At 43.8% G+C, this 14,367-nt stretch carries 12 protein-coding genes; 6 read left to right on the top strand and 6 right to left on the bottom strand.

The window, feature by feature from the left end:
- Window position 1: 1 nt before the first annotated feature.
- A complete protein-coding gene (locus HGO97_RS20545; protein WP_216244824.1) occupies window positions 2–244 on the bottom strand; it encodes a SymE family type I addiction module toxin in 243 nt (80 codons plus the stop codon).
- Window positions 245–810: 566 nt separating this feature from the next.
- Here HGO97_RS20545 and HGO97_RS20540 point away from each other — a divergent pair.
- Window positions 811–1,002 carry a helix-turn-helix domain-containing protein gene (locus HGO97_RS20540; protein WP_216244822.1) on the top strand — a complete coding sequence of 64 codons (192 nt, stop codon included), beginning with the start codon at window positions 811–813 and terminating at the stop codon, window positions 1,000–1,002.
- Between the two features lie 114 nt (window positions 1,003–1,116).
- On the opposite strand, the gene rlmD is transcribed toward HGO97_RS20540, so the two are convergent.
- The 3 genes from rlmD to HGO97_RS20525 form a co-directional block, all read right to left on the bottom strand.
- Complete coding sequence (gene rlmD / locus HGO97_RS20535; RefSeq protein ID WP_216244820.1) at window positions 1,117–2,778, bottom strand: 23S rRNA (uracil(1939)-C(5))-methyltransferase RlmD; 1,662 nt, start codon at window positions 2,776–2,778, stop codon at window positions 1,117–1,119.
- 134 nt (window positions 2,779–2,912) lie between these two features.
- Entirely contained in the window at window positions 2,913–3,854 is a 942-nt protein-coding gene (locus HGO97_RS20530) for a 3'-5' exoribonuclease YhaM family protein (RefSeq protein ID WP_216244819.1), read from the bottom strand.
- 203 nt (window positions 3,855–4,057) lie between these two features.
- Window positions 4,058–5,347: a S1C family serine protease gene (locus HGO97_RS20525; RefSeq protein WP_168866753.1), complete on the bottom strand. Its 1,290-nt coding sequence runs from the start codon at window positions 5,345–5,347 to the stop codon at window positions 4,058–4,060.
- 137 nt (window positions 5,348–5,484) lie between these two features.
- Here HGO97_RS20525 and HGO97_RS20520 point away from each other — a divergent pair, with 137 nt between their 5' ends.
- The 3 genes from HGO97_RS20520 (at window position 5,485) to HGO97_RS20510 (ending at window position 10,127) form a co-directional block, all read left to right on the top strand.
- Complete coding sequence (locus HGO97_RS20520) at window positions 5,485–7,860, top strand: endonuclease MutS2 (protein ID WP_216244816.1); 2,376 nt, start codon at window positions 5,485–5,487, stop codon at window positions 7,858–7,860.
- A gap of 98 nt (window positions 7,861–7,958) precedes the next feature.
- Window positions 7,959–8,660 (top strand): response regulator transcription factor, encoded by a 702-nt coding sequence (locus HGO97_RS20515; RefSeq protein WP_216244815.1) that lies wholly within the window; start codon window positions 7,959–7,961, stop codon window positions 8,658–8,660.
- Between the two features lie 57 nt (window positions 8,661–8,717).
- Window positions 8,718–10,127, top strand: coding sequence for a sensor histidine kinase (locus HGO97_RS20510; protein ID WP_216244813.1), 1,410 nt, complete (start codon window positions 8,718–8,720; stop codon window positions 10,125–10,127).
- Window positions 10,128–10,257: 130 nt separating this feature from the next.
- Here the strand turns inward: HGO97_RS20510 and HGO97_RS20505 are convergent, their stop codons facing one another.
- Entirely contained in the window at window positions 10,258–11,421 is a 1,164-nt protein-coding gene (locus tag HGO97_RS20505; RefSeq protein WP_216244811.1) for a substrate-binding domain-containing protein, read from the bottom strand.
- A 264-nt stretch (window positions 11,422–11,685) separates the two neighbouring features.
- On the opposite strand from HGO97_RS20505, the gene HGO97_RS20500 reads away from it, so the two are divergent.
- Window positions 11,686–11,856 (top strand): DUF362 domain-containing protein, encoded by a 171-nt coding sequence (locus tag HGO97_RS20500; protein ID WP_216244809.1) that lies wholly within the window; start codon window positions 11,686–11,688, stop codon window positions 11,854–11,856.
- A 241-nt stretch (window positions 11,857–12,097) separates the two neighbouring features.
- Window positions 12,098–12,928: a MerR family transcriptional regulator gene (locus HGO97_RS24575; RefSeq protein ID WP_216244807.1), complete on the top strand. Its 831-nt coding sequence runs from the start codon at window positions 12,098–12,100 to the stop codon at window positions 12,926–12,928.
- Between the two features lie 79 nt (window positions 12,929–13,007).
- Here HGO97_RS24575 and dnaB read toward each other — a convergent pair whose 3' ends face one another.
- Window positions 13,008–14,357 (bottom strand): replicative DNA helicase, encoded by a 1,350-nt coding sequence (gene dnaB, locus HGO97_RS20490; protein ID WP_216244805.1) that lies wholly within the window; start codon window positions 14,355–14,357, stop codon window positions 13,008–13,010.
- Window positions 14,358–14,367: the final 10 nt, after the last annotated feature.

The following is a 14,367-nucleotide window of genomic DNA, read 5'->3' as shown; positions in this document are numbered from 1 at the left end:
ATCAAAATTCCCCTTTCTCTTCCGCTATGAAGCACGCCATCTGCGCCTCAAAAGCATCAACATAGTTTGCTTCCTCCTTTGGTGTGATGACCAGCTTTCCCTCCTCACACTGAACATCCACAGACATATTGGATGTAAACCCCCACTCTTCCAGCCATGCGCCCTTTAACATAAGAGCCGGTGTCGGCTTATATTTATATCCGGACTGCTCGCAGACCTTCAATGTTCTCTTGTCTTTTCTCATATTCTCTACCACCCTTTATAAAATTCACAGTATCGCACGAGATTTTGTTCAGAACTTTCCACGAACCTGATAGGTACACCATAGACAAAACGTATCAGACTGATTTTATAAGTATGAAGCAATACTGTAAGGTAAATATGTTCCCGTTAAATATTGCAGCAGAATTGGCGTTGTAAGATCCCTGACTTTTAGTGGATGAATCTGATTTATAGCCGTGGTACAAAAACACAGGTTTAATTCTCCCACAGCGCCCGGTTCACATTAAACCCGGCCGGAACTTGTCAACCAACATTACAACGCCACATTGCAACCCGTCAGCATTTCTAAGGACTTCGGACCTTCACATCTACCCGCCAGAGTGATGTGGTTGCTTTCATTGTAATGAATCATCTGTTAATCCACATATATTTTTTAAGTGTATAATAATATTTATTTTGTATTTACTGATTTTATATTAGCATATACTTATATTTTTGTCAACATAAATATTAGCGTTTGCTAAAATTCCTTTCACTTTCATAAATAATATGTTAGAATCTACTTATACGAATTAAGGTGGTGATTTTATGATGAAATATTATAAGTTGTTTGACTTGCTTTCACGTCGTGACATGAAGAAAACTGATTTATTAGAAGTGATTTCTGCTCCCACACTTGCAAAATTGTCAAAAGGAGAAAGCGTAACAACAGATGTGCTTTGTAAGATATGTGCCTTTTTAGATTGTCAACCGGGAGATATAATGGAATTCATAAAATAAAAAAATCCGGTAATGCAGGAATACAATTATCCTACGCTACCGGATTTTTATTTACACAATACTTTACTACTTATATCCTCCAGGCTACTATAAAATTCAACCTGTTATACTTCGTCAAATCATCTTAAAATGCCTTAGTGCTTCTTCAATAGCTTGTTCTTTTTCTAATGGCACTTGGGGAATCTTTGCTTTACCATTACCTGTATTGTAATTGACTCTCTCAATGATACCGTGTTTTCTTTTTACCTGTGCAATATACAACTGCGATACTTTTAGTCCTGTATTCTTCAAGACATATTCCTTTATTTCTGCATAGGTTGCCTTGCTCTCTGCCTGTGTTAAATCCATCTCATCAAGTTTAATTTCCACTTCGATAGACTTGGTTGATTTTAGTTTGGACAAAAGTACAACTGTTTCCACATGTCCCGTCATCGGAAATTGATCCACTCCTCTCACTCTCTCCACCTGATACCCTTCCCCGCAGAGCACTTTCAGATCCCGTGCCAGCGTAGCTGAGTCACAACTCACATACACGATCTTCTCCGGCTTCATATCCACCATTGTCTTCAACAGGGATTCCTCACATCCTTTTCTCGGCGGATCCACCACGATCACATCTGCATGTGCTGCCTCCCCCGGATGTTCCTTTTCATACTCCCGATAATATTCCGGCAGCACCTCTTCTGCTTTTCCGACATAGAACTTCGCATTCTCAATCCCATTGATTCGTGCGTTATTCTGGGCATCCTCAATCGCCTGTGGTACAATCTCAACACCGTAGACCTGTTTCGCCTTCTGCGCCAAAAACAGGGAAATCGTCCCAATTCCACAATACAGATCCCAGACTGTCTCATCCCCTTTCAGCCCGGCATAATCAAGCGCCAGCCCATAAAGCTTTTCCGTCTGAACTGGGTTCACCTGATAAAAAGACAACGGGGAGATCTGATACTTCACATCTCCGATATAATCTGTAATAAAACCCTGTCCCCACAAAGTTTCATAACTCTCTCCCATAATCACATTGGTATTCTTCATATTAGAGCTAATCGTAATACTGGTCATACCGTCGATTTTTTTCAGTCTTTCCGCCAATTCCTCACCGCGGGGAATCTTCTTCCCATTGATTACCAGGCATACCATGATCTCCTTTGTTGTAAAGCCATAACGAATCAATACGTGACGTATCAGTCCATTCCCACTTTTCTCATCGTAAGAAGCAATCCTATATTCTTTCATGAAGTCCAGCACGATCTCCAGGATTTCTTGGTTCACGGATACACCTAAAGCACAGTCTGTATTTGCTATGATGTCATGAGTCCTTCCTGCATAAAATCCCGTGATCGGATTCCCTTCCTTGTCCGTTCCAAAAGGAAATTGTGCTTTATTTCTATAATAAAATGGTTCTTCCATCCCAACGATTGGCTCCATCACCTTGTCCAACAGGTCTGGCGAAAATCCTGCGATTCGTTCCAGATTGCCCCTGATCTTCCTGTTCTTAAACTCAAGCTGCTTCTCATAAGACATTTCCTGAATCTGGCATCCGCCGCATTTACGAGCAAATGGGCATCTAGGTTCTACCCGGTCCGGCGAAGGCGTAAGAATCTTCATCAGCCTCGCGTAACCATAATTCTTTTTTGCCTTTATCACCTTGGCTTCCACTACATCTCCAATTACAGCATCCTTAATAAATAAGGTATAGCCATTCACCTTGCCTATACCCTCACCATTCACACCTATATCTTCAATTGTCACTCTGGCAATTTCATTCTTCTGCATAAAAGTACCCCTTTTTACAATCTACATCACTACTTGCTCAATTCATATAATAGCTGTTGTTCCTATTATTTTAACTTAGGACGCGGCTTTTTACAAAACCACGTCCCTCATATCTCGTCCATATTATCTTATTTCTATATCGATGTTTTCCTGAGATTCGTCTCGAACATTCGATTATATCCCAGCCAGTCTGTCCCGGTCTTATCTTTGAATATTTCCGTCAATGTCTGCATCTTTGCATCTGCATTGTCTGCCAAATTCAGAGCAAATGCCTCCGCCAAAGCCGGTTTTTTCGGTGATCCATATTCTAGTTCACCATGATGTGAAATAATGCAGTGCTTCAGTTCACTCGCAAGCTTATCTGGAAATCCAGGAATAGCACGCACAGCCTCACCCACCATCTCTACACCGATTACAATATGTCCTAATAACTGACCATCGTCTGTATAGTCATTATCCGGAAATGCAGACAGCTCCTTCGTTTTCCCGATATCATGGCAGATAGCAGATGCAATGAGCAGATCCTTATTTAAAATAGAATAGGTACCTGCAAAATATTCACACATCTTCACCACGCTTAACGTATGCTCTAATAATCCTCCGGCAAACCCATGATGCACGGTCTTCGCTGCGGAATGTCCTTTGAATCCCTTGATGAACTCAGCATCCTCTACAAAATAATATTCCACCAGCTTTCTCAGGTAATCATTAGAAATCTGGCGTATGTAGGAAAGTAGTTCCTCATACATTCCTTCCACACTTTTTTCTGAGGTCGGCATATAATCTGCCGGATCGTATTCTCCTTCACTTGCCTTTCTGATCTGCTTAATATTAAGCTGAAGATTATTGTTATAGCTGATCACCTCACCGAATACTTCAATGAAATCCTTTTCATCATAATCTGCGATTCCCTGTGAATTGGGGTCCCATACTTTCCCATCCAGTGTTCCCGTTTTATCTTGAAGCAGCACATTATCATAAGGTTTCCCATTTCTCGTCTCTGCGGAACGTTTTCCCTTACAAAGATAAATGCCGCGTATTGTCTCTCCCTCGTGTAATTCGTTAATAAATTTCATGATTTCCTCCATTCTATATTCACTGCAAACCCAATCATCCTGCAATTCATATCCTTTTTACATAGTTGCGGCTGCCATGTTTCCGGCAGCCGTCTCACCTTATACATTTTCCTTTTAAATGTTTCCTTACTAGCATGTAAATGTCATCTTTTTTCTAAACCTAAAGCTATCATTACATTTTCCCTGTCATACAGATACTCTGTCTATTCCAGGCTCCCCACGACAACATTGAAGTCAATATCTACATACCCGCCGGCCCCGCGTCGTTTGCCTTTTATTTTAACAGTCTGCCCTACCTTACAGTCAAGCACTGCCTTCTCATATGATAAAAGATTGGAAAGCTTCTCCCCTGCAATCTCCTGCAGGACATCACCATTCTGAATTCCTGCTGCCATTCCCGGCGAATCAGCCCTTACCTGAGTAACATAAATCCCGGTCGGCATCTCCTGCTCTTTTGCCACTGCATCATTGATGGTCGTACCGTAAATTCCCACATATGGTACGCTTTCGCCATTAACCAGAAGCTGGATCATGGCTTTTAGATCAGAAACCGCCAGTGCCTTAGCTGTATTGGAGCCGCTTTCGCCCCAAATGTCAGGTTTTACCATCCCGATCACTTCACCGGACAGATTGAATAAGATTCCAGTTCCATTTGCAGACGCCGGGATATCTGTCGCTAATACACGGCGCTGACCATCCGCCAGATTCTCCAGATATTCATTGGAACTGATGATTCCATATCCCACTCCATCTGCATAACCAAATGTGTTCCCCAAAGCAATCGTTATGTCACCCTTTGTGACCAGATTCGAATTGCCTAAGGTGGCTACATCGATATTATTCCATGTTGCCTTCGTGATCTTGATACGTGGAACCGCAAATACGGCAAATCCACTGTTCTTATCCTGCTTCTTTAGATTCGCACCATATTGTGTGTTATCTGAAAAGGTCACCGTCCACTTCTTTGTATCTTCACAGATTGAATTGTCACAAAGCACAAGGAGCTCCTGCCCATTATCTGCCACTATAATGCCCGCATTACTGTCCTCTGTCCCGCTTCCCTGTGTCATAAGAACAGAATCCTCTTTTTCCGGCTGGATAGAAACGACGCATTTGTTCGCCTCTTTTGCGATTTCAAAGACGCTTTTCATCATTTCCTTAAAACTATCCGCATCCAAAGCAGGGGCCTGCTGTACTACTGGCTCCGTCTCCTTATCCGGCTCATCCTGTGGCTCCTCATCTGCTGGAATCGTCACAGTCTTAGGATCTCCTTGGAACTGGTTCTGTGCCCACGGTTTGAGCGCAAAAAAACCAAGGCAGGCAAACGTTCCGAAAATCAGTCCATAAATCCCCACTCTTGCAAGCTGGGTCAGAATCTTTCTTCTGGTGACTGGTTTGGGTTTAATCGTCTCCTGCAAAAAAGAAAATTGTTCTTCTTTCTGCTCTTCCAATCCTTTTTCCGGCTTTTGCTTCGGCTCTTCATCGTACGGCATAGGCTCTAATCTCCTTTAGTCTATAGTATAACCGATTCCCTGGGATTGTTCAATATTTATCCTTTTCAATTTGTCCTTTTCAATATCCATTAAATAAGGTAGAATGTACCTATGAACTTAAGCAAAAGGTGAAGAAAATGAATCAAAAAACAATATATAAATTAGAATTTGATAAAATTATTACATTATTAGAAGAACAGGCATCCTCCATGAGGGGCAGACAGCTCTGCAGGAAGATCAAGCCTTTGACCGACCTGGAGCGAATCGACACCCTTCAGGAGCAGACAGCGGCCGCATTTACCAGGATTATTAAAAAAGGACGAATTTCTCTGAGTGATGCATTTCCGGTCGGGGAATCTTTAAAGCGTCTGGAAATCGGCGGTGCCATTGGAAGCGGGGAGCTCCTGCGTATCTGTAAGCTTTTGCAGACCGCAGCTCGTGCGAAGTCCTATGGACGCCATGACACACAGGATGAACTGGCAGATTGTCTGGACGTTTATTTTGAGCAGCTTGAACCCCTGACACCACTCACAACAGAGATTGAACGATGTATTCCTGCGGAGGATGAGATTAGTGATGAAGCAAGCAGTACTCTGAAAAGTATCCGCCGCAGCATCAATTCCCTGAATGATAAGGTCCATGCGACCCTTACCAATCTTGTGAATGGTTCACTACGCACCTATCTTCAGGACCCTATTATTACCATGAGAGGGGACCGTTACTGCGTACCCGTCAAGGCGGAATACCGCAGCCAGGTGAATGGTCTGATTCACGATCAATCCTCCACTGGCTCTACTTTATTTATAGAGCCGATGGCTGTTGTAAAACTGAATAACGATCTGAAAGAGCTTTATGCAAAAGAACAGGAAGAGATACAGGTCATCCTTGCCAGATTGAGCGAGGAGACCGCAGTATATATAGAAGAAATCCGTACGAATTACAAATTACTGACTGAGTTGGACTTTATTTTTGCAAGAGGTGCATTGGCCCTCTCCATGAATGGCAGTCGTCCAGTACTGAATACCGAAGGCCGCATTCGCATCCGCGAGGGACGTCATCCGCTGCTGGACCCAAAGAAGGTCGTACCGATTACAGTTTCACTAGGCGAAGATTTTTCCCTTCTTATCATCACAGGACCAAATACAGGTGGTAAGACCGTCTCATTAAAAACAGTCGGCTTATTTACATTGATGGGGCAGGCCGGCCTGCATATTCCGGCAGGTGACCGCTCGGAGCTGGCTGTATTTCACCAGGTCTATGCGGATATCGGAGATGAACAGAGCATCGAGCAGAGCCTGAGTACCTTCTCCTCACATATGACGAACATTGTTTCCTTCTTAAAAGATGTGGATGAGAAGTCCCTGGTACTATTCGATGAGCTTGGTGCCGGAACAGATCCAACAGAAGGGGCGGCACTTGCTATCGCCATTCTCTCTCATCTGCACAAACGCAATATCCGTACCATGGCGACCACACATTACAGCGAGCTTAAGGTCTATGCCCTTTCTACCCCCGGTGTGGAGAATGCCTGCTGTGAATTTGATGTTGAGAGCTTAAAACCAACTTATCGTCTGCTGATCGGTATTCCTGGAAAAAGTAATGCATTTGCTATTTCCGGGAAATTAGGGTTGCCTGATTATATTATCGAGGATGCTAAGGAGCGTTTATCCGAGCAGGATGTTTCCTTCGAAGACCTTTTGACCGATTTAGAGACAAGTAAACGTACTATCGAAAAGGAACAAGAAGCAATCAACGCTTACAAACGCGAAATTGAAGCATTGAAGGTTCAGGCAAAGCAGAAGCAGGAGCGGATCGAGGAACAGCGTGAGCGGATTCTCAAGGAAGCCAATGAAAAGGCAAGCAGTATCCTGCGTGAAGCAAAAGAACTGGCTGATGAGACGATGAAGAATTTCCGCAAATTCGGAAAAGAGAATATTTCTGCCGCAGAGATGGAAAAAGAGCGTGAACGCCTCCGCCAGAAAATCAAAGAGACCTCCTCTGCCAATGCACTGCCTGTACAGAAGCAGCAGAAGACCTATAAGCCAAGCGACTTCAAGCTCGGCGAATCTGTCAAAGTATTGAGCATGAATCTGACAGGAACAGTCAGCTCTCTGCCAGATTCCCGCGGCAACCTGACTGTACAGATGGGAATACTGCGCTCACAAGTCAACATTTCTGACCTGGAGATCATCGAAGAAGCGCCATCCTATTCCGTAAAGACAAAGAAGGGCACTTCAAAGGGAAGATTAAAGATGAGCAAGTCACTGTCAGTAAGACCTGAGATCAACCTTCTCGGTAAGACAGTGGATGAAGCGGTCTCCGAATTAGATAAGTATCTGGATGATGCACTTCTGTCCCACTTGAATACGGTCCGTGTGGTACATGGAAAAGGGACCGGTGCTCTTAGAAAAGGCATCCACGAATACCTCCGCAGGCAAAAACATGTGAAGTCTTACCGGCTTGCAGAATTTGGCGAAGGGGACGCAGGTGTCACAATAGTTGAATTAAAATAACATACAATATAACAGAAACCAGGGTTATCCCCTTAAATTGTCCGGTTTATCAGAATACGGAGATCAAAAGGGCCTGACCCCTTTGAAGGAGGCTGCTTATGGTTACGAAACAGAAAATCTTGATTGTTGATGATGATGAGAATATTGCAGAGCTGATCTCACTCTATTTGGTGAAGGAATGTTTTGATACGAAGATTGTGTACAATGGGGAGGATGCCCTGTCAGCCTTTGAGACATATCACCCGAACCTGATCCTGCTGGATCTCATGCTGCCGGGAATCGACGGCTACCAGGTATGCCGGGAGATTCGGGCGAAGGCTTCCACACCGATTATTATGCTGTCAGCCAAGGGCGAGGTCTTTGATAAGGTCCTTGGATTGGAACTTGGGGCTGACGACTATATCATGAAGCCCTTCGACTCCAAAGAGATGGTCGCAAGGGTCCGTGCGGTCCTGAGACGGTACAATCCTGTAAAAGCGGAAGAACCAGTTGAGGACAAGACAAAATGCGTTGAATATGACGGACTGACGATTAACCTGACGAATTATGCCGTTGTCTGTGATGGCCACCAGGTCGATATGCCGCCAAAGGAGCTGGAGCTGCTCTATTTCCTAGCAGCCTCACCCAATCAGGTATTTACGCGGGAGCAGCTTTTAGACCAGATTTGGGGGTATGAGTATATCGGGGACACCAGAACAGTCGATGTCCATATCAAGCGTCTGCGTGAGAAGATCAAAGACCATCCATCCTGGGGACTCAGTACAGTATGGGGGATTGGTTACAAATTCGAAGTAAAATAAATGCGGTCTTTTGCCGGATCAGCAACAGGATGATATTCACAATAAAGGAAGTGCGGCATGAAAAGTACCTTGTACTTAAAGTTTATTATTATCTATATCATATTTGGTTTTTTGAGTTTTTTTACTGTTGGTATTCTGCCCAGCCAGCTCATGCTGGACCGTCTGGAGCAGAATGACTCACAGAACCTATATCAGGAAGCCAATTTAATCGCTACAGACTATCTTCCTTCCTATTTTCAGGAGGAGGCTTCTTCTTGGGCAGTCCATTCCCAATTAAAGGCGATGAAGCTGTATCTGAATTCATCGCTTTGGTTCGTTGAGGCCGATGGAACCCTGATCACCTCTGCTAACCTGGATGATACGACAGCCCCGGAAGCAATTGAGAATTTTGACCCGGCTGAGATCGGCAGCAGCCAGTATATGATAGGCGATTATCACGGGTATTTTGAGGAGGATGTAATTACCGTTATGGCACCTGTCACACAGGGCTTTTACATCAAGGGCTACCTTCTCATCCATAAGCCAGTCTCCTATATTCAGGCGATCTGCAACAGGATGATGCTGCCGATTTACATTACAGTGATTGTCATCTATATTCTTTCGTTCAGCATTCTCCTGGCCTTCCACTTCTTTATCTACCGTCCACTGCGGCTGATAACGGAGGCGGCTACCCAGTATGCCTCCGGCAACCTGACCTATGAGATTCCAGTGAATACACACGATGAGATGGGGTATCTTTCCGCTTCCTTGAACTACATGTCTGCCCAACTCAGAGATATGGAAGAATATCAGAAGAAGATCGTAGCAAATGTTTCCCACGATTTCAGGTCTCCGCTGACCTCGATCAAAGGATATATACAGGCCATGGCCGACGGTACCATCCCGCCTGAGCTGTACGGAAAGTACCTGAATATCATTCTATTTGAGACAGAGCGTCTGACCGATTTGACCAAGGATCTTCTGACACTGAACGAGTTTGATACAAAAGAGCTGCTTCTGGACAAAACAGAATTTGATATCCAGGAAATGATCAAGAATACCGCTGCCTCCTTCGAGGGCGCATGTACTCCGAAACGAATTTCCATTAATCTCTTACTTCTGCCGGATGCCGCCACTGTATATGCAGACCGCAGAAAAATACAGCAGGTTTTATATAATCTGATTGACAATGCAATTAAATTCAGTGAAAACGAATCGACCGTTACAGTTGAGGTATCCGAACGGGGTGAGAAAATCTTTGTTTCTGTAAAAGATTCTGGTATTGGAATTCCCCGCAAAGAGCTGAATAAAATTTGGGAACGTTTTTACAAATCAGACCTGTCCCGGGGAAAAGATAAGAAAGGAACTGGACTCGGACTTGCCATTGTAAAGGAAGCAATCCAGGCACATGATGAACATATTAATGTAATCAGCACTGAAGGAGTCGGAACGGAGTTCATCTTCTCCCTCAGCAGAAAAGAAAGTTAATCTTGAAAAGGACGCTGAAATGTAAAGTATTAGAGAAATCCATTCTCTTTTCTTTACATTTCAGCGTCCTTTTCACCATCAAAGCAGATACTTATAATTCACTTGTCTGCGTCCTTGATCGGGTCATCCTCTATTCATACAGCATATTCTGAATGGACTCCTCCTCCAGGTTATCCTGTGTCACCCAGATATATCCGGTATCCACAACTGCCTCGTTCCCTGTCTCCAGAATCGTTCTGGATGCAGCGATAACAGATGCATACCCGATACCAAATGGATTCTGGATTACAAGTCCCTTGATCTCTCCGGCCTTTAATGCCTCAATCTGTTCTTTTCCTCCGTCAAATCCCATTAAAACAACATTCTCCAGCTTGTCCGCCTCTTTGAGAGCAGAAAGCCCAAGCTGTGTGGCCGTTACATTCGTACCGAAGCATCCCTTGATATTCGGATGTTTCTCCAGGTAATACTCGATGACATCCTCGTCTGTCAGACTGTCAGCGGATATCTCCTTTTCATTCTCTTTCTTAGCCTTATTCTTCTCTTCTACAATAGCCTTCTTTAAATCATCCATCTTATCCAAGTATAACGTCTCAACAACCTTCACATCTGGATAATTCTCTGTGATTTCCTTTTGAAAACTGCTTTCCCGCTCTCTTCCCGTCGTTGACTTAGAATCATGTACGAGAAGCAGGACTTCTCCCTTATTCTCAATTTGATTGCTCAGCTTATATGCCCCAGTCCGGGCGGCCTGATCATTATCTGTCTTGATCGTACACTGAATTCCCTGATAGGAATTCCCGGAATCTAACGCTATAATCGGAATTCCATTCTCTGTTGCAAGATCGAATTGGACCGTGCAGGCATCTGCATCAATGCTCGCAATCCCAATTGCATCGGGGTAACGTGCCAATTCTTCATCCAATATATTTACCTGTTCATCAATGTTCTCCATCTGACTGGGAGCATTGTAGGTGACCTTGATCTTATCATCACCAGAGTAACCAAGTTCTTTATTCAGATCATCGGCTGCCTGCTCTACGCCCTTCTTAATTGCCTTCCAATAAGCAGAACTGTCATCCTTACCTATAATTGATATATATGACCCCGGCTTTAAATTAAGCCCCTTCACATTATTGTAAGCAGACGGGGAAATCGCATTCAGATTATCCTGATATGGCGGTTCCTCTGTCTTATCACCTGTGAACTTCGGCTTCTCTTCCTTCTTCGTACATGCACAAACAGCCATCATAATGCATAATACAGCCGGTATGATGATCGTCCATTTCTTTTTCATAATTACTGCCTCCAGATTTTGTCTTACTGCCTCCAGATTACCACTTATATACTATACACTAATCCTGTGAAAAATAAAGGAATTTTTTCTTAATTTTTTAAAAAAAATATTTGGTTCCGTACTTTCCTTGATTGGCATCCCTTCCCAGAATTGTTTCTAATTTAAAGCATAAAATAGCTTGTATATTTATTTGATTTATATTAGAATAAGCATATCGGCAGTTGCATAAGCACTGTTTATATTTCGTAAAGGAGGATACATACAATGGCACACGTAATTAGTGATGAATGTGTAAGCTGCGGTACTTGCGAAGCAGAATGCCCAGTAGGAGCTATCTCTCAGGGAGAGAGCAAATACGAGATCGACGCTGACGCTTGCGTAGATTGTGGAGCATGTGAGTCTGTTTGTCCTACAGGCGCTATTTTAGCAGAATAATTTTAGTAATATATCGCAAAGTGATCACAAGCAGAGATACCGTTCCGATAAGGGACGGTATTTTTTTATGATATAGACAGATTCATTCCCTATATATCATCCCCCCTTTGATTCCTCTTTCAAATTTCCTGACATAATTTGACGAACGATTTCTCTCTAATCCCCCTTCAGGCTATGGTATAATAACAGCGAACACAAGAATTTTGTAACATCAATGTCTTTAAGGAGGTATAGGTATAATATGGGTGAAGTCAGATTTATGATTTCTGAAGCCGCCAAGCAGGTGAAGGTCGAATCCCACGTCCTACGTTACTGGGAGGAAGAACTGGACCTGGTAATCGGGCGCACAGAAATGGGGCATCGATATTATACGAAAGACGATATACAACTTTTCCGCTGTATTAAAAAACTAAAAGATGAAGGGATGCTTTTAAAGGACTTAAAGCCTTTGATCCCAGAATTAAAAGCAACACGCCTTAAGGTTCAGGCTTCTGATTCTTTGAAATCTCAAGACGTTCAAAAACAGGACAGGCCCAAAATCCAGGAAGCGACAAAAAACATAAAAACAACTGAAAATTCTGCAACTGCTGCGAATCTTCAAAGTACATCCGGCCGCTCTCATAACGAACCAGAATCTGCGGATCTTTTGCTTGCTAAAGAAATGAAAAAGACTCTTTCTGCCCAGAGCAGTACTGGCAAGAAGACCACCTTACAATCCAGTCCAGACAATACAGTGGCTGCAAATCCTCTCGCTGTCCTGACTGCGAAGGACAAGCCGGCCGTTGCTCAAGCCGAGGTCATTCCGGTGACCCAGTTAGAACAGGTTCGTTCCCTGATTGGTGATGTGCTGACCGAAGTGGTCACAACAAATAATGATGCATTGAAAAAAGAAATCAGCCAGACCGTAACTAAGGATGTAATCCGGGAAATGGACTTTCTGTTCCAGGCTAAGGAACGACAGGAGGAAGAACATTTTCGTAAGCTGGACTGCCTGATCCGCCAACAGCAGGCCAACCGGAAGGAAGCTGCCAGGGAGACCCCCATCGGCAAGCTCAAGAAACTTCTCAATTAACAAAGAAAAGCGAAAAACCAGGATTGTTTCTCCTGATTTTCCGCTTTTTATTTTTCTGCCTCGTTTTATACTTTTGCTTTTAGGATTCCTGCTGCCGCAGTTCATTTCCAAACCGGGTATACTGCGGAATCCAAGCAAGTCTTACAGTCCCGACCGGACCATTTCTCTGCTTCGCTATGATAATCTCAGCAATTCCTTTATCTTCCGTATCAGGGATATAATAATCCTCACGGTAGATGAACATACATACATCGGCATCCTGCTCAATCGCTCCTGATTCTCGAAGGTCAGAAAGCATAGGACGCTTATCTGTCCTCTGCTCAACAGCACGGCTGAGCTGTGACAACGCAATGACCGGAACATTCAATTCCCTTGCCAGCCCCTTAAGAGAACGTGAAATTTCAGAAATCTCCTGCTGACGGCTTTCATTGCTCTTACCGCCGCTTCCGCTCATCAACTGCAGGTAGTCAATGATAATCAGATCCAGTCCCAGTTCCATCTTGAACTTCCTGCACTTAGACCTCATCTCTGTAATTGAAATACCAGAAGTATCATCTATGACCAGCTTGGACTTTCCAATTCTTCCAGCTCCCTCGATCAGCTTCTCCCAGTCTGTATCCTTTAAGTTACCAGTACGCAGAAGCTGTGCATCCACATGCGATTCCAGGGAGAACAGACGATTCACCAACTGTTCCTTGGACATCTCAAGACTAAAGATCGCAACAGCCAAATTCTGACGGAATGCAGCATGCTGTGCAATATTCAGTACAAATGCGGTCTTACCCATAGATGGTCTGGCCGCGACCAAAATCAAATCTGAACGCTGTAACCCGGACAGTTTATAATCCAGATCAATAAACCCTGTAGGAATACCTGTAACACTTCCTGTCGTCTTAGAGGCCTTCTCAATTACATCCAGAGCATTCAATACGACCTGTTTGATCGGCGTATACTCTTGCACGCTGCCCCGTTCTGCCAGCTCAAATACCCCTTTTTCTGCCTTATCCAAAATAACTTCGAGAGGTTGGTTCTCCAGATAACAGGCATTGGTCACCTCTTCGTTGACCTTGATCAGCTTACGTAATGTGGACTTCTCCTGCACAATCTCCGCATAATACTTCACATTCGCAGACGTTGTGACACTGGCTATCAGATCTCTGGCAAACTCCATACTGCTGATTTCCGGTGGAACGTCCTTCTCCTTTAAGTGCTCCTGCAGCGTAATCAGGTCTACCGGCTTACCGGCCTGGAAAAGTTCTACCATCGAATCAAATAAAATTCCATAAGCGGTCTGATAAAAGTCTTCCCCCCTGATGATCTCCGATGCGGCCATAATTGCATCTTTGTTCATCAGCATCGCCCCCACAACAGCCTGCTCTGCTTCGGCACTGTGTGGGAGTATTCTCTTAATCGCTGCTTCCATTTCCATAAAGCAAATC

Source organism: Faecalicatena faecalis (genome assembly GCF_012524165.2).
Classification (GTDB): domain Bacteria; phylum Bacillota; class Clostridia; order Lachnospirales; family Lachnospiraceae; genus Faecalicatena_A; species Faecalicatena_A faecalis.
Note: the sequence above shows the minus strand (reverse complement) of the source record. Positions and strands in the feature narration are given on the sequence as shown.

Coding starts and splice junctions, on each gene's coding strand:
- dnaB (WP_216244805.1), bottom strand. CDS start 14,357: ATGGAAATGGAAGCAGCGATTAAGAGAATACTCCCACACAGTGCCGAA.
- HGO97_RS20510 (WP_216244813.1), top strand. CDS start 8,718: ATGAAAAGTACCTTGTACTTAAAGTTTATTATTATCTATATCATATTT.
- rlmD (WP_216244820.1), bottom strand. CDS start 2,778: ATGCAGAAGAATGAAATTGCCAGAGTGACAATTGAAGATATAGGTGTG.
- HGO97_RS20540 (WP_216244822.1), top strand. CDS start 811: ATGATGAAATATTATAAGTTGTTTGACTTGCTTTCACGTCGTGACATG.
- HGO97_RS20515 (WP_216244815.1), top strand. CDS start 7,959: ATGGTTACGAAACAGAAAATCTTGATTGTTGATGATGATGAGAATATT.
- HGO97_RS20530 (WP_216244819.1), bottom strand. CDS start 3,854: ATGAAATTTATTAACGAATTACACGAGGGAGAGACAATACGCGGCATT.
- HGO97_RS20525 (WP_168866753.1), bottom strand. CDS start 5,347: ATGCCGTACGATGAAGAGCCGAAGCAAAAGCCGGAAAAAGGATTGGAA.
- HGO97_RS20500 (WP_216244809.1), top strand. CDS start 11,686: ATGGCACACGTAATTAGTGATGAATGTGTAAGCTGCGGTACTTGCGAA.
- HGO97_RS20545 (WP_216244824.1), bottom strand. CDS start 244: ATGAGAAAAGACAAGAGAACATTGAAGGTCTGCGAGCAGTCCGGATAT.
- HGO97_RS24575 (WP_216244807.1), top strand. CDS start 12,098: ATGGGTGAAGTCAGATTTATGATTTCTGAAGCCGCCAAGCAGGTGAAG.
- HGO97_RS20520 (WP_216244816.1), top strand. CDS start 5,485: ATGAATCAAAAAACAATATATAAATTAGAATTTGATAAAATTATTACA.
- HGO97_RS20505 (WP_216244811.1), bottom strand. CDS start 11,421: ATGAAAAAGAAATGGACGATCATCATACCGGCTGTATTATGCATTATG.